This is a genomic window from Streptomyces sp. NPDC056128 (genome assembly GCF_042263835.1).
GTDB lineage: Bacteria > Actinomycetota > Actinomycetes > Streptomycetales > Streptomycetaceae > Streptomyces.
In genome coordinates this window covers 253,194-270,151 of record NZ_JBHJVQ010000004.1, presented here as the reverse complement: position 1 = coordinate 270,151, position 16,958 = coordinate 253,194, and the positions used below count along the sequence as shown (strand labels likewise).

Sequence of the window (16,958 nt, the reverse complement as noted above, 5' to 3'; positions counted from 1 at the left end):
CCCTGTCCCGCGTTCAGGCCACCCCGCTGCGGCCCACCACCGTCCCCGCGCGGTCGACGCAGATCACGTCGACCGCGACCGGCGCCCCGCGCAGCACGGCCAGCGACTGGTCGCGGGCCGCCCTCGCCACCAGGTCGCCCAGCGGCACCCCGGCCGCCCGGCACAGCTGGAGGGCGGCGAGCCCGGTGTTGGCCCCCGCCACCTCGGCGGCCAGGGCCTCGTCGGCGCCGCCTCGTCGGGCGAGCCCGGCGAGGAAGCCCTTGTCGACCTGGGAGCGCGCGGAGTGCAGGTCGAGGTGGCCGGCGGCCAGCTTGGAGAGCTTCGCGAAGCCCCCGCACACCGTCAGGCGGTCCACGGGATGACGGCGTACGTACTTCAGCACGGCACCCGCGAAGTCGCCCATGTCCAGCAGCGCGTCCTCGGGCAGCCCGTACTCCTCGACGACCGTCCGCTCCGAGGTGGAGCCGGTGCACCCCGCGACATGCGTACGCCCCGCCGCACGGGCCACGTCCACCCCGCGCCGGATCGAGTCGATCCACGCCGAGCACGAGTACGGCACCACGATCCCGGTGGTGCCGAGGACGGAGAGGCCGCCGAGGATGCCGAGCCGGGGGTTCCAGGTGGAGCGGGCGATCTCCTCGCCGTCGTCGACGGAGACGGTGATCTCGACGTCGCCGCTGCCGCCGTACCGCTCGGCGACGCGTGCGACGTGGTCGCGCATCAGCTGCCGGGGCACGGGGTTGACGGCCGGTTCGCCGACCGGCAGCGGCAGGCCGGGGCGGGTGACCGTGCCCACGCCCGGGCCGGCGCGGAAGACCACCCCGGCCCCGGCGGGCAGCCGCCGTACCGTCGCCCGGACCAGCGCCCCGTGCGTGACGTCCGGATCGTCGCCCGCGTCCTTCACGATCCCCGCCATCGCGTACCCGTCGGTCAGCTCCTCGGCCGCGAGCACGAAGGACGGCGTCTGTCCCCTGGGCAGCGTGATCGTCACCGGGTCGGGGAAGTCACCCGCCAGCAGCGCCGTGTACGCGGCGGTCGTCGCCGCCGTCGCGCAGGCACCCGTGGTCCAGCCGGGACGCAGACCGGTGTGCTTGAGTTGGGCGCCGCGACCGCCCCTGGCCTCGCCGCTCACGTCCCGCTCACCCGGATCCCGGTCGAGGGACGAAACCGCAGAAAGGGAACGACCCTGCCGTGCACGTACTGATCCTCGGCGGCACCACGGAGGCCCGCCGGCTCGCCGAACTCCTGGCGGCCGAACCCCTGTCGGGGCTCCGCGTGACGAACTCCCTGGCCGGTCGGGTGGCCGCGCCCCGGACGCCGCCCGGGGAGGTGCGCGTCGGCGGCTTCGGCGGAGCCGAGGGGCTCGCCGTCTGGCTCGGCGAGCACACCGTCGACCTGCTCGTCGACGCCACCCACCCGTTCGCCGGCACCATCAGCTTCAACGCCGCGCGGGCCGCCGCCACCGCCGGGGTTCCCCTGCTCGCCCTGCGCCGCCCCGGCTGGGCGCCGGTGGACGGGGACGACTGGCACGAGGCCGGGTCCCTCGCGGAGGCCGCCGCGCTGCTCCCCGAGCTCGGCGGGCGGATCTTCCTCACCACCGGCCGGATGGGTCTCGCCGCCTTCGCCGGTCTGCGCGACCTGTGGTTCCTCGTGCGGTCGGTCGACGCGCCCGACGCACCGCGTCCGCCCCGCATGGAGGTACTGCTCGACCGCGGCCCGTTCACCCTCGACGGCGAGCGCGAGCTGCTGCGCCGGCACCGGATCGACGTCCTGGTCACCAAGGACAGCGGGGGAGAGGCCACCGCGCCGAAGCTGGCGGCCGCCCGTGAGGCCGGGGTGCCGGTGGTCGTGGTGCGCAGGCCGCCGGTGCCCGGGGGCGTGCCGGTCGTGAGCGGGCCCCGGGAGGCGGCGCGGTGGGTCCGGGAGGCACACGCGAGGCGTCGGCCGCCGGGCGCCCCTCACGTCTCCGGGTAGCGGCGGGGCGTCCACACGACCTCTTCGCCGTCGCCGCGCCGCACCACCCGGGTCTGGGACGAGCCGACCAGCAGGATCGTGCGCATGTCGACCTCGGCCGGATCCAGGTCCGCCAGCCGCACGATCCGCACCCGCTCGCCGGAACCGCCCACGTCCCGGGCGACCACGACGGGCGTGTCCGGCGCCCGGTGCTCGAGGAGCAGCTCGCGGGCCTTGCCGACCTGCCAGGTCCGGCTGCCGGAACCCGGGTTGTACAGCGCCAGCACCAGGTCGGCGCCGGCCGCGGCCCGCAGCCGCTCGGCGATGACCTCCCACGGCTTGAGCCGGTCGGACAGCGAGAGGGCGGCGTAGTCGTGCCCGAGCGGCGCCCCCGCGCGGGCGGCGGCCGCGTTGGCGGCGGTCACCCCGGGCAGCACCCGCACCGGAACGTCCGCGTGCTCCTCGGCCGAGGCGGCCTCCAGCACGGCCGTGGCCATGGCGAAGACCCCGGGGTCGCCGCCGGAGACGACCGCGACCCGGCGCCCCCGCCGGGCGAGCCCCAGCGCGAACTCCGCGCGCTCGGCCTCCACCTTGTTGTCCGATCCGTGGCGCCGCTGACCGGCCCGGACCGGGACACGGTCCAGGTAGGTGGTGTAGCCGACCAGGTCGTCGGCGGCGGCGAGCGCGCCCCGCGTCTCGGGCGTCAGCCACAACGGCCCGGCCGGCCCCGTCCCGACGACCACGACCTCCCCGACGGCACCCGGCTCCGGCACCGGCGGCTCGGCGTCCACCTGGCTCGGCAGCACCGCCACCGAGAAGTAGGGCACCGACTCGGCCTCCACGTCGGCCAGCTCCGCGAGGCGCTCTCCCGCCATCGTGGCCCGCTCGACATACCGCGCCCCGGCGAGCCGTCCCGACCCCTCCAGCGCGCGGCGCACCTTGGCGAAGGTACGGCCCAGCTTCATCACCACGGCCGAATCCGTCGCGGCGAGCCGGGCCGTCAGCTCCTCCTCGGGCAGCGTGCCCGGCAGGATGGTCAGCACCTCCTCGCCCTCGACGAGCGGCGTGCCCAGCCGGGCCGCGGCGGCGGACACGGACGTCACACCGGGGATCACCTCGGTGTCGTACCGGTCGGCGAGCCGCTTGTGCATGTGCATGTAGGAGCCGTAGAAGAGCGGGTCGCCCTCCGCGAGGACGGCGACCGTGCGGCCCGCGTCGAGGTGGGCGGCGAGCCGCGCCGACGCCTCGGCGTAGAAGTCGTCCATGGCGCCCTGGTAGCCGCCCGGGTGGTCGGTGGTCTCGACGGTGAGCGGGTAGACCAGCCGTTCCTCGACGTGGACGGCGCGCAGGTGCCGCTCCGCGATGGAGCGGGCGATGGACCGTCCGTGCCGGGCGCTGTGATACGCGATCACGTCCGCCTCGGCGATGGCCTCGACCGCGCGCACGGTCATCAGGGACGGGTCGCCGGGACCGAGCCCGACCCCGTACAGCTTGCCGCTCATTCTTCCTCGCTCGCGATCGCGTTGAGTGCGGCGGCGGCGATGGCGCTGCCTCCGCGACGGCCCCGGACGACCAGGTGCTCCAGGCCCGAGGGGTGGGCGGCCAGGGCGTCCTTGGACTCGGCGGCGCCGATGAAGCCGACGGGCACGCCGATGACGGCCGCGGGCCTCGGTGCCCCCTCCTCGATCATCTCCAGGAGCCGGAAGAGGGCGGTGGGCGCGTTGCCGACGGCGACCACGGAGCCCTCCAGGCGGTCGCGCCACAGCTCCAGCGCGGCGGCGCTGCGCGTGGTGCCCAGCTCCGCCGCCAGCCCCGGGACGGCCGGGTCGGAGAGGGTGCACAGCACCTCGTTGTCCGCGGGCAGCCGCTTGCGGGTCACACCGCTGGCCACCATCTGCACGTCGCAGAGGATCGGCGCACCGGCCAGCAGGGCCTCGCGGGCGCGGGCCACCACCGTGGGCGTGTGGCCGATGTCGCGCACGAGGTCGACCATGCCGCAGGCGTGGATCATCCGGACGGCGACCCGGCTGACGTCGGCGGGCAGCCCCGTGAGGTCCGCCTCCGCCCGGATCGTGGCGAAGGACTGGCGGTAGATGGCCGCTCCGTCCTTCTCGTATGCGTGCGTGGTCACGGTGCTCTTCCCGCTGCTCTCGGTCGTCGTACGGCTCATGGGGTGATCGCCGCCAGTGCGGTGGCGAGATCGGAGGGGTCCGTCAGGACCGTGGTGCGTGTCGGTCCGCCAGGCGGGCCGACGGTGAGGCGGTAGCCCCCCTCCGGGACGGCGACCAGGTCGATCCGCTCGCCCCGCGGGTGGCCGCAACGGCGTTCGCAGCCGGACCAGTACAGGGGGAGCGGGGACCTGCCCGCGGCGGACAGGCTGTCGGCCGCGTCGGCCCGCACGTCGGCGTGGGACTTCCCGCACCCCGGGCGGCCGATGCAGGCGCCGACGCGCGGCCAGGGGGAGGCGGCGTCGGTGACGAGACCGGCGGCGGAGAGGAGGGCGAGGGCGTCGGCGGTGTCCGTCGCGCCCAGGCCCCCGACGGGGACGACGACGCCGCGCCACGGCGTCAACCGCAGTTCGGCGTCCCGCGTCAGGGCGGCGACGCGCGTCAGCTCCCGCCACTGCGGGCCGGTGAGACGGCCCAGCGGTACGTGCACGCACAGGGCGTCCCCGACGAGCCCGGGAGGAGGCCCGTCCGTGCGGGTGGTGTGCGTCCGCTCCTTGACGTGGGCGACTCCCGCCTCGGAGAGACGGCGGTCCACCGCCCGCGTCAGGACACGCGCCGGTACGGCGAGTTCGTCCACCCGCCACACCCGCGCCCCGGACTCGCGCGCGACGTCGAGGAAGGCCTCGGCCGCCAGCAGCGCCGCCCGGGACGCCTCGCCCGCGGCCACCCGCCAGGCGTCGTCCACCGAGCCCAGCGCGACCAGCGCGTCGTCGTCGCCGACCGCCCGCACGGTGACGTCGGCGCCGAGCCCGGTCACGTCCCCGCGCCCGTCGTCGAGCGCGAACAGGAACCGGCCCGACAGCTCCCGCGCCCGCTCACTCGCGCACAACGCGGCGTCCAGGGCCGACAGCCAGGGCCGTACGTCCCGGAGACCGCGCCCGTCGAGGCCGGACAGCGGTGAGGCGACGATGTTGCGCACCCGTTCGTGCCCCGGCGAGGGCAGCAGCCCGGCCGCGTCCAGCAGCCCGGCGAGCTCCCCGCCGCAGCCGTCGCGCAGCCCCCGCAGCTGCACGTTGCCCCGGGACGTCAGATGAAGGTCCCCGTCGCCCAGCCGCCGGGCCGCGTCCGCCAGCGCCTCGGCCTGTTCCACGCCCAGGACCCCGCCGGGTATCCGTACGCGGGCGAGGGCACCGTCGTCGGCGGCGTGCAGCCGCAGCGTCCCCGGGCAGGCGTCACCACGGTCCCGTGAGACCGCTGTGGCCTGGGAGGATATGGAAGGGAGCGCCGAGGACATGGCGGCGAGCATACCGACCATCACACCGGTGGCACCCCCCGCCCTTCTCGGCGGGACCCTTACTATGCTCCTGGGTGGATCATCCGGTCCGCCCGCCGCCAGACGGCGACAGGGGAGGAAGCCCGGTGTGAATCCGGCGCGGTCCCGCCACTGTGAGTCCGGCCACCCTGAGGGGCCGGACGAGTCAGAAACTCCCGCCGTCTCTCACCGCCCGGGGCGCGGACCCCGAGGAAGGGCAGACGCCGCATGCCGCATTCGTCCGGGGAGCGTGCCTCGCACCCCAGCATCCTGCTCCTGTCGACGTCCGACACCGACCTGCTGAGCGCCCGCGCCGCCACCGGCCCGGTCACCTACCGGTTCGCCAACCCCGCCCGCCTCCCGCTCGACGACCTGCCCGCCCTGCTCGACGGCGTCGGACTGGTCGTCGTACGCCTCCTCGGCGGCCTGCGTGCCTGGCGCGAGGGTCTCGACCTGCTCCTCGCCGACGGCCGCCCCGTCGTGGTGCTCAGTGGCGAACAGGCCCCGGACGCCCAGCTGATGGAGGCCTCCACCGTCCCCGTCGGCCTCGCCGCGGAGGCCCACGCCTATCTCGCCCACGGCGGCCCCGCCAACCTGGAGCAGCTCGCCCGCTTCCTCTCCGACACCGTGCTGCTCACCGGCCACGGTTTCGACCCGCCGACGCCCGCCCCCACCTGGGGCCCGCTGGAGCGCGCGCCGCGCCCGGACGCGGACGGCCCGACCGTGGCCGTGCTCTACTACCGCGCCCACCACATGAGCGGCAACACGGACTTCGTGCACGCCCTGTGCGACGCGGTCGAGGACGGCGGCGGACGGCCGCTGCCCCGTTACGTGGCCTCGCTGCGCGCCCCCGAGCCCGAACTCATCGAGGACCTGCGGGCGGCCGACGTGATCGTCACCACCGTCCTCGCGGCCGGCGGCACCAAGCCCGCCGAGGCGTCCGCCGGCGGCGACGACGAGTCCTGGGACGCCGGCGCCCTCACCACCCTCGACGTCCCCATCCTCCAGGCCCTGTGCCTGACCGGCTCCCGCGCCGACTGGGAGAGCAACGACGAGGGCGTCTCCCCGCTGGACGCCGCCAGCCAGATAGCCGTCCCCGAGTTCGACGGCCGCCTGATCACCGTGCCGTTCTCCTTCAAGGAGATCGACGCGGACGGCCTCCCCGCCTACGTCGCCGACCCCGAGCGCGCCGCCCGCGTCGCCGGCATCGCCGTACGCCACGCCCGCCTGCGGCACATCCCGGCCGCCGACAAACGCCTCGCCCTGGTCCTCTCCGCCTACCCGACCAAGCACTCCCGCATCGGCAACGCCGTCGGCCTGGACACCCCCGCCAGCGCGGTGGCCCTGCTGCGCCGACTGCGCGAGGAGGGCTACGACTTCGGCGCCGGCACCGACGCCGAGGTCCCGGGCCTCGCCTCGGGCGACGGCGACGAACTGATCCGCGCGCTCATCGAGGCCGGCGGCCACGACCAGGACTGGCTCACCGAGGAACAGCTCGCCCGCAACCCGGTGCGCATCCCGGCCGCCGACTACAAGCGCTGGTACGCGACCCTGCCCGGCGAGCTGCGCACGGCCGTCGAGGAACACTGGGGCCCGGCACCGGGCGAGATGTTCGTCGACCGCAGCCGCAACCCGGAGGGCGACATCGTGCTCGCCGCCCTGCGCCGCGGCAACCTGCTGATCCTCATCCAGCCGCCGCGCGGCTTCGGCGAGAACCCCATCGCCATCTACCACGACCCCGACCTGCCGCCCTCCCACCACTACCTCGCCGCCTACCGCTGGATCGCCGCGCGGGCCGAGGACGGCGGCTTCGGCGCCGACGCGATGATCCACCTGGGCAAGCACGGCAACCTGGAGTGGCTGCCCGGCAAGAACGCCGGCCTGTCCGCCGCCTGCGGCCCCGACGCCGCCCTCGGCGACCTGCCCCTGATCTACCCCTTCCTCGTCAACGACCCCGGCGAGGGCACCCAGGCCAAGCGCCGCGTGCACGCCACCCTCGTCGACCACCTCGTGCCGCCGATGGCCCGCGCCGATTCCTACGGCGACATCGCGCGCCTGGAGCAACTCCTCGACGAGTACGCGCAGATCGCCTCCATGGACCCGGCGAAGCTCCCGGCGATCCGCGCCCAGATCTGGACCCTGATCCAGGCCGCCAAGCTCGACCACGACCTTGGCCTGGCGGACCGCCCGGACGACGACGGCTTCGACGACTTCCTGCTGCACGTCGACGGCTGGCTCTGCGAGGTCAAGGACGCGCAGATCCGCGACGGACTGCACGTCCTCGGCAACCCGCCGGCCGGCGCCGACCGGGTCAACCTCGTCCTCGCCATCCTGCGCGCCCGCCAGATCTGGGGCGGCACCACCGCCCTGCCCGGCCTGCGCGAAGCCCTCGGCCTCGACGAGTCCGCCGCCACCCGCACCACGGCCGACGCCGCCGAGGAGCAGGCCCGCGCACTGGTCCAGGCCATGGACGACGCCGGCTGGGACCCCGCCGCCGTACCGTCCGAGCACGGCGAACAGGTCGCCGCGGTACTGGAGTTCGCCGCCCGCGAGGTCGTCCCCCGGCTCGCCGCCACCACCGCCGAGATCGACCACGCCGTGCACGCCCTGAACGGCGGCTTCGTCCCCGCGGGACCCTCCGGTTCACCCCTGCGCGGGCTGGTCAACGTCCTGCCGACCGGCCGCAACTTCTACTCCGTCGACCCCAAGGCCGTCCCCTCCCGCCTCGCCTGGGAGACCGGCCAGGCCCTCGCCGACAGCCTCCTGGAGCGCTACCGCACCGACAATGGCGCATGGCCCACCTCCGTCGGCCTGTCCCTGTGGGGCACCAGCGCCATGCGCACCGCCGGCGACGACGTCGCCGAGGTCCTCGCGCTGCTCGGCGTGCGCCCCGTCTGGGACGACGCCTCCCGCCGCGTCACCGGCCTCGAAGCCATCCCGTACGAGGAGCTGGGCCGCCCGCGCATCGACGTCACCCTGCGCATCTCCGGCTTCTTCCGCGACGCGTTCCCGCACACCGTCGGCCTCCTCGACGACGCGGTACGCCTGGCCGCGTCCCTGGAGGAACCGGCCGAGGCCAACCACGTCCGCGCCCACGTCCAGGCCGACCTCGCCGAACACGGCGACGAACGCCGCGCCACCACCCGCATCTTCGGCTCCCGCCCCGGCACCTACGGGGCCGGTCTGCTCCAGCTCATCGACTCCCGCGACTGGCGCACCGACGCCGACCTGGCCGAGGTCTACAGCGTCTGGGGCGGCTACGCCTACGGCCGCGAACTCGACGGCCGCCCTGCGCGCGACGAGATGGAGACGGCGTACAAGCGGATCGCCGTGGCGGCCAAGAACACGGACACCCGCGAGCACGACATCGCCGACTCCGACGACTACTTCCAGTACCACGGCGGCATGGTCGCCACCGTGCGCGCGCTGCGCGGCACCGCCCCCGAGGCGTACATCGGCGACTCCACCCGCCCGGAGACGGTCCGCACCCGCACCCTGGTGGAGGAGACCTCCCGCGTCTTCCGCGCCCGCGTGGTCAACCCCAAGTGGATCGAGGCGATGCGCCGCCACGGCTACAAGGGCGCCTTCGAACTCGCCGCCACCGTCGACTACCTCTTCGGCTACGACGCCACCACGGGCGTGGTCGCGGACTGGATGTACGACAAGCTCACCGAGGCGTACGTCCTGGACCCCGCCAACCGCGAGTTCCTCCAGCAGGCCAACCCCTGGGCCCTGCACGGCATCGCCGAGCGCCTGCTGGAGGCGGAGTCGCGCGGCATGTGGGAGAAGCCCGACCCGGCCGTCCTGGAAGCCCTGCGGCAGGTGTACCTGGAGACCGAGGGCGATCTGGAGGGGGAGGACTGACGCCCCGTCGGGGGCGGGTGCACGACGCCGGACCTAGGACCAACGGCTGATCAACAATCACCACTGACGCTGTTAGCGTGCAACTGCACATCATTGGCAATAACGTCGGAGGATGTTGGACATGGCGGTGTACTCGCTCCCGGAGCTTCCCTACGACTACTCGGAACTCGAGCCGGTCATCAATCCGCAGATCATCGAGCTGCACCACGACAAGCACCACGCGGCCTACGTGAAGGGCGCCAACGACACGCTGGAGCAGCTCGCCGAGGCGCGGGACAAGGAGCAGTGGGGGTCGATCAACGGCCTGGAGAAGAACCTGGCCTTCCACCTCTCCGGGCACATCCTGCACTCCATCTACTGGCACAACATGACCGGTTCGGGCGGCGGTGAGCCGCTGGCCGCCGACGGCGTGGGCGACCTCGCCGACGCCATCACCGAGTCGTTCGGCTCCTTCGCAGGTTTCAAGGCGCAGCTCACCAAGGCGGCCGCGACCACGCAGGGCTCCGGCTGGGGTGTGCTGGCGTACGAGCCGCTGAGCGGCCGTCTGATCGTCGAGCAGGTCTACGACCACCAGGGCAACGTCGGCCAGGGCTCCACGCCGGTCCTGGTCTTCGATGCCTGGGAGCACGCCTTCTACCTGCAGTACAAGAACCAGAAGGTCGATTTCATCGACGCCATGTGGGCCGTCGTCAACTGGCAGGACGTGGCCAAGCGCTACGCCGCCGCCAAGGAGCGCGGCGACAGCCTCCTGCTCACTCCGTGACCGCACCGCTCGGACGCGGGGCCTCCGGCCGGGAACTCCACCCGGCCGGGGGCCCTCCGCGTCAGGAGAGCACGCGGTAGGTCACGTGCGTGACCTGGGTCGCCGCGCGTGAAGCCACCTGCTCCAGCCGCAGCGACGGGACACCGTCGAAGAGCCGGGTGCCGGCGCCGAGCGTGAGCGGCACGATGTGCAGCCGAAGCTCCTCGATCAGGCCGGCCGCGAGGTACTGGTTGACGGTGGTCGCGCCGCCCTGCACCTGGACGTCGCCGCCGTCGGCCGACGCCCGTGCCTGTGCCAGCGCCGACTCGATCCCGTCGGTGACGAAGTGGAACGTCGTGCCCCCGGCCATCGCCTGCGGCTCGCGCGCGTGGTGGGTGAGGACGAACACCGGTGCGTGGAACGGCGGATCGTCGCCCCACCAGCCGTTCCACGGCCGGTCCCACTCGCCCCGGACCGGACCGAACATGTTGCGTCCCATGATGAACGCCTTGGCGGCGGCCATCCGGTCCAGCTCTGCCCTGTTCTCGTCGGGCGTGTCGAACATCCAGGCGTGCAGCTTCTCGCCCGAGCCGTCCCCGCCGTCGTCGCCGAACGGGCGTTCCTCACTCTGGCCGTGCCCAGCCGCGTACCCGTCGGCCGTGACCGTGATGTCGCAGATCACCTTGCCCGTGTGTGTGGTGATGGCACTCTCCTCGTCGTGAGGGTCGCTACGTCCGTACCGACCAGACCTCCGGACCTCCGCCGCGCCATTCGATCAGGTCCGAGGTCTCCACGTCGACGTCCTCCAGCCCGGCCCGCCGCAGGAACTCCTCGACATCCCGCACGCCGTACGCCAGTCCGAGGATCTCGCCGTCCGCACGGACCCGCCGACCGCCGCTGGGGGACGGCCGGCCCACCACCACGGGACGCCTGGCCATGCCTCCAGGTTCCGCTTTAATCTTGTTTGATGCGAGTTGTCCCCAGATGGGTCCTGCTCACCTCAGGGTGCGCGCCCGTCCTGCTGATCGGAGGCTGGACGGGCGCGGCGCTGTTCGAAGGGCCTGCCTACGACCCCGTCTCCCAGACGATCAGCGTCCTGGGTGCCTACGGAGCCCCGGGATTCTGGGTGATGTCGGCGGCGTTCCTCGCCCTGGGCGCCTGCCATCTGCTGACCGCCTGGGGGCTGCGGGCCGCCGCCACCGCCGGCCGGGTGGCCCTGGCCGGCGGCGGTCTCGCCGCCCTGGGCGTGGTGGTGCTTCCCGCGCCGAGCAGCGGGGGATCCCTGCGCCACGGCGCGGTGGCGGTCGTCGGATTCACCCTGCTGGCGGTGTGGCCGGTCCTCGCCGCCAACGGTGGTTCTGCCGCCCCCTGGGCGCTGCGGCTGATGCCCTCGATCACGGTGACGGTCTTGATGGCGGTCGGCGGGGCGTGGTTCCTGATCGAGATGCACCGGCAGGGCGACGTCGGCATCGCGGAGCGGGTCGTGACCGCCGTGCAGGCGTTGTGGCCGTTGATCGTGGCCGCCTCCTGCCTCCGCCACACCGGGAACCGGGTGCGGCGGACATCGGGCGGCCCGTAGCCTTCGCGGCGGTCGGGGTCACAGGGAGGTGCCGCGGCCGGAATGGCTCCCGGCCCGGACCGCGGGGGTGCGGTCCGCCCACGGCCGGGCCCGTTCGAGGTGCCCCGCGAGGCGGAAGAGCAGGTCCTCGCGTCCGTGGTCGGCGGCGAACTGCATGCCGATCGGCAGCCCCGTCCCGGGGTCGGCGGTCAGCGGCACGGACATGGCCGGGTTGCCGGCCACGTTGAACGCCAGAGTGAACGGCGAACGGTCGTTGAGCCGGTCGATCCAGCCGGCTCCGTCCAGCGCCGACGCACCCTCGGTGTAGGCGCCCAGCCGCATCGGAAGCTCCGGGAGGGTGGGGGTGAGAAGGACGTCGTGGGTGGCGAAGTACCGCCCCAGGCTCCGGGCGACCGCGTTGCGTATCGCGAGGGCGGCGACGAACCGAGGGCCGCTGACGCGCTGTCCGTAGTGGTAGCTCGTGAGGGTGGCCGGCTCGAGGGTGGAGGCGTCGGCCGGCCGTCCGAAGGCGGTGGCCACGGCGTCGACCGTGGCGGCGAGGTTGGCCGTGAACAACTGGGCGGTGGCCGACACGAACTCCTCCCAGTCCGCTCCGAGACCGACCGTGGTCTCCTCCACCCGGTGGCCGAGCGATTCGAGCAGCCGCACGGTGCGGGTGAGCGCGTCGGTCACCGGCGGGGCGGTGCGACGTCCGCCCCAGGCATGGGTGAGGACGCCGATCCGCAGTGCACCCGGCTCGCGGGTGACTTCCTCCAGGTAGGGGCGGGAAGGCTGTCGGGCGGCGTAGGGGTCGCCGGGTTCCGGTCCGAGGATGCGGTCGAGCAGCGCCGCGCTGTCACGGACGGTCCGGCTCACGCCGCCCTGCACGGCGAGGCCGTTGAAGGTCTCGTCGGCGTCCGGGCCCAGGGAGACGCGGCCGCGGGTGGGCTTCAGTCCGAAGAGCCCGTTGCAGGCGGCGGGGATCCGCAGCGAGCCGGCGGCGTCGGTGGCGTGGGCGAGCGGAACTACCCCGGCGGCGACGGCCGCGCCCGCACCCCCGCTGGATCCGCCCGCGCTGCGCTCCAGGTCCCACGGGTTGCGGGTCGGACCGTACAGCAGGGGCTCCGTGGTGATGCTGTAGGCCAGTTCCGGCGTCGCGGTACGGCCGAATGTCACGAGGCCGGCGCGGCGGAAGCGCCGCATCAGGAAGGAGTCGGCGGGGGCGACGTTCCCGGCCGCGAGGCGGCTGCCCAGCTCCGAGCGCCTCCCGGCCATGGTGACTCCGATGTCCTTGATCAGGAAGGGCACCCCGGCCAGCGGCGTACCGCCCGGGGCCGGCTCGTCGTCGGTGGGCCAGGTCTCCACGACGGCGTTGACCCGCCCGTTGACCTCGAGCGTGGCCTCGCGTGCGGCCGCTTCGAGTTCGGCGGGGGTCACCTCGCCCCGGGCCACCAGCCGCGCGAGGCCGACCGCGTCGAGACGCGCGTACTCGTTCACTTTCATCGTCACTCCACAGGAGAGTCGGTACCGGACGGTCCCGGACGATACCCAACGGTATCGTCCGGGACGGACTGGTACCGTAACAGGAGGTGAGAGGGTCCCAGCCGAACGGACGCCGCGGAGGAGTCATGACATCGACCGTCAGAAGGCCGAGCAGGGTGGCGAAGCTGCCCCCTCGCGAGCGCATCCTCGACGCGGCCGAAGAACTCTTCCAGAGCGAGGGGATCCGGCGCGTGAGCGTCCAGGCCATCGCCGACAGGGCCGAGACCACCAAGATGGCGGTCTACCGGCACTTCGCGACCAAGGATGCCCTGGTGGCGGAGTGGCTGCGGATCGTCGCTGCCGACTACCAGGCCGCCTTCGACCGCGTCGAGGCCGACCATCCCGGCCGGCCGAAGGAGCAGATCATGGGCCTGGCCCGCTTCATCGCCGAGGGACTCCCGGCGATCTCGCACCGGGGCTGCCCCTTCATCAACTCCCTCGCCGAACTCCCCGACCGCGCCCACCCCGCACGGCAGGTGATCGAGGAACACAAGGCCCGCCAGACACGCAGGCTGACCGCCATGTGTGTCGAGGCCGGGATGCCGGACCCCGACCAGACCGCGGCCCAGATCACCTTCCTCCTGGAAGGCGCGCAGGTCAGCACACAGAACGGCAGCATCGACCAGGCGGGGGACCGGCTGTTGAGGATCATCGAGGGGATCGTGGACCCGCACGCCACCCTCGGCTGAGGGGGCTCAGCCCGCCGAGGCGATCGCCCTCACGCGACTGATTCCCCGTCACGGCGCGCGCCCCGCTTCCGGCCTGCCGGGGCCTCAGGAGAGCGGCCAGGTGCGCAGGAAGGCGTCGGCCGCCTCCTGCAGTTCGTCGCGGCAGACGCCGCTCGCGGCCTGTACGGCGAGGCCGAACGCGAAGGTGGTGAGGCAGCGGGCCAGCAGCCCGGGATCGGTCTCCGGAGGCAGGTCGCCCTCCTCGACGGACCGCCGGAACCGGTCGCGGACGGACGCGTGGCTGTCGTTGCGCCAGCCGATGAGCAGCTCACGGACCTCACGCCCGGCGTCGCTGGCCGTCAGGGCGCTCTGGACGCCCAGACACCCCTGCGGATGGGACGGGCGAGTGGTGGTGCGAACGGTGCCGGCCAGGATCGCGGTCGCGACGCCGAGGGCGGTCGGCTCCTCCAGGGCCCGGGCCAGGTACGCGCTCGGGCCCCCGGTGTAGCGCTCCAGGGCCTTGCGGAACAACTGCTCCTTGTTGCCGAAGGCCGCGTACATGCTGGTGGTGGAGATGCCCATGGCGCGCGTGAGGCAGGACAGGCTCGCTCCCTCGTAGCCGTGCTCCCAGAAGACCAGCATGGCGCGCTCGAGAGCCTGATCGGTGTCGAACCCTCGCGGTCGGCCGGCGGGGCAGCTCTGTTTCGTCTCCACCCCCGCACTCTATCTCTTCCGCATCGATCGCTACAGAAGTGCTACGGTGCTAATTCCGCATCGATCGATGCGGAAGTGGGATCGTCGATGGGAAACTCATGACCGTCACCCTCATCACCGGGGCCAACAAGGGCCTCGGCTTCGAGACAGCCAGACAGCTCCTGGACCTGGGTCACGTCGTCTACATCGGCGCGCGTGACGCCGAGCGGGGGGAGAAGGCCGCGGCGACGCTCGGCGCGCGGTTCGTGCAACTCGACGTGACCGACGACGCGTCGGTGAGCGGCGCGCTGGCGGCGATCGACGCGGCCGAGGGCCGGCTCGACGTCCTGGTGCACAACGCGGGCATCCTGGGAGACGGAGCCCTCGACGGCCCCACGGCTCTCCGGGTGTTCGACACCAACGCGGTGGGCGTAGTACGCGTCACGGAGGCGGCGCTGCCGCTGCTGCGCAGATCATCGAACCCCACGGTGGTCACCGTCTCCAGCAGCGCCGGGTCGTTCTGGGCGGTGAACAACCCCGACCGGCCGGAATACCACCTGCCGACCACGCTCTACTCCGCCTCCAAGTCGGCGGCCACCATGCTGACGGTCCAGTACGCCAAGTCCCACCCGGGCATCAGGTTCAACGCGATCGAGCCCGGCTTCACCGCCACCGACATGACCATGACCGCGGGGTTCGAAGGCGGCCGGACACCGCAGGAGAGCGCCAGGACCATCGTGCGGCTGGCGACGCTGGGCGCGGACGGTCCGACGGGGACGTTCCAGGACGAGAACGGGGAGTTGCGCTGGTAGGCGCGGAAATCGGATTGCTTCGCAAGGGACGGCTGGCTTGGCTGGGCGCATGACCGAACTGCGTACCGATCGCCTCGTCCTCCGCCGCTGGCGCGACTCCGACCTCGCACCGTGGGCGGCGATGAACGCGGATCCCGAAGTGCGAGAGCACCTGGGCGACCCGCTCACCCGTGAACAGAGTGACGCCTCCGTCGCCGGCTTCCAGGCCGACTTCGACCGGCGGGGCTACGGATGGTGGGCCGTCGAGGTCCGGGCCACGGGCGAGTTCATCGGTTTCGCGGGGCTGGACGAGGTGGAGGAGGGGCTGCCGTTCACCGGTGTGGAGATCGGCTGGCGGCTCGCCCGGTCGGCCTGGGGCCGGGGTTACGCCAGTGAGGCCGCGCGGGCCGTGCTGGCCCACGGCTTCGAGGTCCTGGACCTGCCCGAGATCCTCGCCGTGACCACGGCGACCAACGTCCGTTCCCAGGCGGTGATGCGCAGGATCGGCATGACCCGGGACGCGGCCGACGACTTCGACGACCCGGATGCGCCCGAGGGCCCCCTGCGTCCGAACGTGCTGTTCCGCATCGCCCGCGACGCCTGAGGTACGCCCCGGTCTTCCGGCTCACGTGTCCTCGTAGCGGGCGACGATCGCGGCGGCGCGGTCGCGCAGGGCGGTCCGCAACGACTGCGGGGCCAGGGCTTCCGCGTCCGTACCGAGCTGCCACAACGCCCACTCGGCGTGCCGGGTGTCCTGGAAGGTCACCTCCAGCCGCAGCCGGCCGTCCGCGTCGGGTTCTTCCGCGCGGACGGCCAGCGCGGTGTCCAGCAGGTCCTCGCGCCGCGCCGGGCTCAGCCGTACGAGCACGGTGACGTGGTCGCCGCCGGCGAGGAACCGCGCGGAACGTTCCCGCCAGATCCGGTCCAGATCGACCCGGTCCGGCCGCTCCGCGGCTTCGGGGAGTTCCTCGGCGGCCCGCATCCGGGACAGCCGGTAGGTGCGGTCCGCCCCCGATCGCGTGGCCAGCAGGTAGCTCTGGCCGCGCACGGTGACCAGGCCGATCGGGTCCACCGTGCGCCACTGCGGGCTCTGGTCCACCGCCGCGTAGTGGATGCGCAGCTTGTGTCCGGCGAGCACCGCGCGCCGGACCTCGATCATCGTGGTGTTGGGCACCTGCTCGGTCGGCAGCCGACGGGAGAGCAGGTCGGTCTTCGGGTCGACGAGAAACCTTTGCGCCGCGTCGCTCGCGGTGGTCCGGTGGTTCTCGGGCAGCGAGTCGACCACCTTGCGCAGGGCCGAAGCGAGCGCCGGGCCGAGGCCGAACACCTGCTCGCCGCGGCTCGATCCGGTGGTCAGCAGGGCGAGGGTCTCGTCGTGGTTGAGGCCGGTGAGCTCGGTCCGGAAACCGGGTGCCAGCGCGAAACCGCCGTGCCGGCCGCGTTCGGCGTAGACCGGGACGCCGGCCGTGGACAGCGCCTCGATGTCGCGCAGCACGGTGCGAGTGGACACCTCCAGCTCGCGAGCGAGCGTGTCCGCGGTCAACCGACCGCGCTGACGCAGCAGGAGCACCAGTGAGACCAACCGGTCGGCGCGCACGCGGGAACTCTATCCGAGTACATGACTATCGGTGTCGTGATTCGTTGGCACGCTGGCTGACACAACGTCG

The 16,958-nt window shown here is 73.3% G+C and carries 16 protein-coding genes and 1 riboswitch; of the genes, 7 read left to right on the top strand and 9 right to left on the bottom strand.

From position 1 onward, the window contains the following. Positions 1-13: 13 nt before the first annotated feature. A complete protein-coding gene (locus ACFC1X_RS11915; RefSeq protein WP_376351553.1) occupies positions 14-1,132 on the bottom strand; it encodes a cobalt-precorrin-5B (C(1))-methyltransferase in 1,119 nt (372 codons plus the stop codon). A 59-nt stretch (positions 1,133-1,191) separates the two neighbouring features. Here ACFC1X_RS11915 and ACFC1X_RS11910 point away from each other — a divergent pair, with 59 nt between their 5' ends. Next, complete coding sequence (locus ACFC1X_RS11910) at positions 1,192-1,974, top strand: cobalt-precorrin-6A reductase (RefSeq protein WP_376351551.1); 783 nt, start codon at positions 1,192-1,194, stop codon at positions 1,972-1,974. On the opposite strand, the gene ACFC1X_RS11905 is transcribed toward ACFC1X_RS11910, so the two are convergent. The 3 genes from ACFC1X_RS11905 to cobG are packed head-to-tail and all read right to left on the bottom strand — an operon-like array spanning position 1,959 to position 5,427. Continuing rightward, positions 1,959-3,455 (bottom strand): precorrin-2 C(20)-methyltransferase, encoded by a 1,497-nt coding sequence (locus tag ACFC1X_RS11905; RefSeq protein ID WP_376351548.1) that lies wholly within the window; start codon positions 3,453-3,455, stop codon positions 1,959-1,961. The genes ACFC1X_RS11910 and ACFC1X_RS11905 overlap by 16 nt on opposite strands. Further along, the gene (locus tag ACFC1X_RS11900; protein WP_122617922.1) at positions 3,452-4,123 is read right to left on the bottom strand and encodes a precorrin-8X methylmutase; all 672 of its coding nucleotides are present in this window, start codon (positions 4,121-4,123) and stop codon (positions 3,452-3,454) included. Before ACFC1X_RS11900 ends, ACFC1X_RS11905 begins: the two co-directional genes overlap by 4 nt. Beyond that, a complete protein-coding gene (cobG, locus tag ACFC1X_RS11895) occupies positions 4,120-5,427 on the bottom strand; it encodes a precorrin-3B synthase (protein ID WP_376351544.1) in 1,308 nt (435 codons plus the stop codon). The genes ACFC1X_RS11900 and cobG overlap by 4 nt, the downstream gene beginning before the upstream one ends. A gap of 55 nt (positions 5,428-5,482) precedes the next feature. Beyond that, positions 5,483-5,632: riboswitch (cobalamin riboswitch) on the top strand. 29 nt (positions 5,633-5,661) lie between these two features. On the opposite strand from cobG, the gene cobN reads away from it, so the two are divergent. Together cobN and ACFC1X_RS11885 are read left to right on the top strand one after the other, a co-directional pair. Further along, positions 5,662-9,297 (top strand): cobaltochelatase subunit CobN, encoded by a 3,636-nt coding sequence (gene cobN / locus ACFC1X_RS11890; RefSeq protein ID WP_376351541.1) that lies wholly within the window; start codon positions 5,662-5,664, stop codon positions 9,295-9,297. 121 nt (positions 9,298-9,418) lie between these two features. Then, positions 9,419-10,060 carry a superoxide dismutase gene (locus ACFC1X_RS11885; RefSeq protein WP_376352154.1) on the top strand — a complete coding sequence of 214 codons (642 nt, stop codon included), beginning with the start codon at positions 9,419-9,421 and terminating at the stop codon, positions 10,058-10,060. Between the two features lie 61 nt (positions 10,061-10,121). Here ACFC1X_RS11885 and ACFC1X_RS11880 read toward each other — a convergent pair whose 3' ends face one another. Further along, a complete protein-coding gene (locus ACFC1X_RS11880) occupies positions 10,122-10,742 on the bottom strand; it encodes a dihydrofolate reductase family protein (RefSeq protein WP_376352151.1) in 621 nt (206 codons plus the stop codon). Positions 10,743-10,767: 25 nt separating this feature from the next. Continuing rightward, the gene (locus ACFC1X_RS11875) at positions 10,768-10,977 is read right to left on the bottom strand and encodes a hypothetical protein (RefSeq protein WP_122617925.1); all 210 of its coding nucleotides are present in this window, start codon (positions 10,975-10,977) and stop codon (positions 10,768-10,770) included. A gap of 29 nt (positions 10,978-11,006) precedes the next feature. Here ACFC1X_RS11875 and ACFC1X_RS11870 point away from each other — a divergent pair, with 29 nt between their 5' ends. Then, the gene (locus tag ACFC1X_RS11870) at positions 11,007-11,618 is read left to right on the top strand and encodes a DUF998 domain-containing protein (RefSeq protein WP_376351538.1); all 612 of its coding nucleotides are present in this window, start codon (positions 11,007-11,009) and stop codon (positions 11,616-11,618) included. An 18-nt stretch (positions 11,619-11,636) separates the two neighbouring features. Here the strand turns inward: ACFC1X_RS11870 and ACFC1X_RS11865 are convergent, their stop codons facing one another. Next, on the bottom strand, positions 11,637-13,100 hold the full coding sequence (locus tag ACFC1X_RS11865; RefSeq protein ID WP_376351536.1) for an amidase: 1,464 nt from the start codon (positions 13,098-13,100) through the stop codon (positions 11,637-11,639). 125 nt (positions 13,101-13,225) lie between these two features. On the opposite strand from ACFC1X_RS11865, the gene ACFC1X_RS11860 reads away from it, so the two are divergent. Then, the gene (locus ACFC1X_RS11860; protein ID WP_376351533.1) at positions 13,226-13,828 is read left to right on the top strand and encodes a TetR/AcrR family transcriptional regulator; all 603 of its coding nucleotides are present in this window, start codon (positions 13,226-13,228) and stop codon (positions 13,826-13,828) included. An 84-nt stretch (positions 13,829-13,912) separates the two neighbouring features. On the opposite strand, the gene ACFC1X_RS11855 is transcribed toward ACFC1X_RS11860, so the two are convergent. Beyond that, positions 13,913-14,521: a TetR/AcrR family transcriptional regulator gene (locus ACFC1X_RS11855; protein ID WP_376351531.1), complete on the bottom strand. Its 609-nt coding sequence runs from the start codon at positions 14,519-14,521 to the stop codon at positions 13,913-13,915. Positions 14,522-14,619: 98 nt separating this feature from the next. On the opposite strand from ACFC1X_RS11855, the gene ACFC1X_RS11850 reads away from it, so the two are divergent. Together ACFC1X_RS11850 and ACFC1X_RS11845 are read left to right on the top strand one after the other, a co-directional pair. After that, the gene (locus ACFC1X_RS11850) at positions 14,620-15,312 is read left to right on the top strand and encodes an SDR family NAD(P)-dependent oxidoreductase (protein WP_376351529.1); all 693 of its coding nucleotides are present in this window, start codon (positions 14,620-14,622) and stop codon (positions 15,310-15,312) included. Positions 15,313-15,361: 49 nt separating this feature from the next. Beyond that, complete coding sequence (locus ACFC1X_RS11845) at positions 15,362-15,895, top strand: GNAT family N-acetyltransferase (RefSeq protein WP_376351526.1); 534 nt, start codon at positions 15,362-15,364, stop codon at positions 15,893-15,895. A gap of 21 nt (positions 15,896-15,916) precedes the next feature. On the opposite strand, the gene ACFC1X_RS11840 is transcribed toward ACFC1X_RS11845, so the two are convergent. Then, positions 15,917-16,888, bottom strand: coding sequence for a helix-turn-helix transcriptional regulator (locus ACFC1X_RS11840; protein ID WP_376351523.1), 972 nt, complete (start codon positions 16,886-16,888; stop codon positions 15,917-15,919). Positions 16,889-16,958: the final 70 nt, after the last annotated feature.

Coding starts and splice junctions, on each gene's coding strand:
- ACFC1X_RS11905 (WP_376351548.1), bottom strand. CDS start 3,455: ATGAGCGGCAAGCTGTACGGGGTCGGGCTCGGTCCCGGCGACCCGTCC.
- ACFC1X_RS11900 (WP_122617922.1), bottom strand. CDS start 4,123: ATGAGCCGTACGACGACCGAGAGCAGCGGGAAGAGCACCGTGACCACG.
- cobG (WP_376351544.1), bottom strand. CDS start 5,427: ATGCTCGCCGCCATGTCCTCGGCGCTCCCTTCCATATCCTCCCAGGCC.
- cobN (WP_376351541.1), top strand. CDS start 5,662: ATGCCGCATTCGTCCGGGGAGCGTGCCTCGCACCCCAGCATCCTGCTC.
- ACFC1X_RS11885 (WP_376352154.1), top strand. CDS start 9,419: ATGGCGGTGTACTCGCTCCCGGAGCTTCCCTACGACTACTCGGAACTC.
- ACFC1X_RS11875 (WP_122617925.1), bottom strand. CDS start 10,977: ATGGCCAGGCGTCCCGTGGTGGTGGGCCGGCCGTCCCCCAGCGGCGGT.
- ACFC1X_RS11870 (WP_376351538.1), top strand. CDS start 11,007: ATGCGAGTTGTCCCCAGATGGGTCCTGCTCACCTCAGGGTGCGCGCCC.
- ACFC1X_RS11865 (WP_376351536.1), bottom strand. CDS start 13,100: ATGAAAGTGAACGAGTACGCGCGTCTCGACGCGGTCGGCCTCGCGCGG.
- ACFC1X_RS11860 (WP_376351533.1), top strand. CDS start 13,226: ATGACATCGACCGTCAGAAGGCCGAGCAGGGTGGCGAAGCTGCCCCCT.
- ACFC1X_RS11850 (WP_376351529.1), top strand. CDS start 14,620: ATGACCGTCACCCTCATCACCGGGGCCAACAAGGGCCTCGGCTTCGAG.
- ACFC1X_RS11845 (WP_376351526.1), top strand. CDS start 15,362: ATGACCGAACTGCGTACCGATCGCCTCGTCCTCCGCCGCTGGCGCGAC.